Origin of the sequence: Myxococcus sp. CA051A (assembly GCF_013336705.1) — a bacterium.
GTDB classification, from domain to species: Bacteria; Myxococcota; Myxococcia; order Myxococcales; family Myxococcaceae; genus Myxococcus; species Myxococcus llanfairpwllgwyngyllgogerychwyrndrobwllllantysiliogogogochensis.
In genome coordinates this window covers 1-558 of the sequence record NZ_JABUMS010000076.1, presented here as the reverse complement: position 1 = coordinate 558, position 558 = coordinate 1, and the positions used below count along the sequence as shown (strand labels likewise).

Here is a 558-nt window from a genome sequence, read left to right as displayed (position 1 = left end):
CAGTGGGCAGCTCCAGGGACGAGGAGGCACCGGCAAGCTGGGTGCGCCACCAGGCGATTTCGGAAGAGAGGACGTCGCCCTGGAGCCACTGGCGCTGCCAGACGGAGAAGTCGGCGTACTGGATGGGCAGCGGAGAAAGCTGGGCAGGCTCGCCCCCAGCGAACTGACGGTAGAAGGCGGCGAGTTCACGGACGATGACGCCGATGGACCAGCCGTCGGAGACGATGTGGTGATTGGTGATGAGGAGGAGGAACTCGTCATTGGTGAGGCGCACGAGAGTGGCGTGCACCAACGGGCCACGAGACAGGTCGAAGGAGTGAAGAGCCTCCTCGCGCATGATCCGCTGGGCTTCGGAATCGCGAGCAGAGGAGTCCAGGGCGCGCAGGTCGACGACGGGCAGCGCTATGCGGACGTCGGGCAGGATGCGCTGGACGGGCTGGCCCTCGTGAATGGCGAAGTGGGTGCGCAGGGCCTCGTGACGCTGAATCAGCGCGTTGAGGGACTGGAGCAGTGCGTCCGCGTTGAGGTTGCCTGTGAGCTTGAGCGCCCAGGGGATGT

The 558-nt window shown here is 65.8% G+C and carries 1 protein-coding gene; it reads right to left on the bottom strand.

The window, feature by feature from the left end; genetic code table 11:
* Positions 1–558 (bottom strand): condensation domain-containing protein (locus HUA74_RS44975; RefSeq protein WP_254625570.1); only part of this gene is annotated, 558 nt, incomplete at both ends.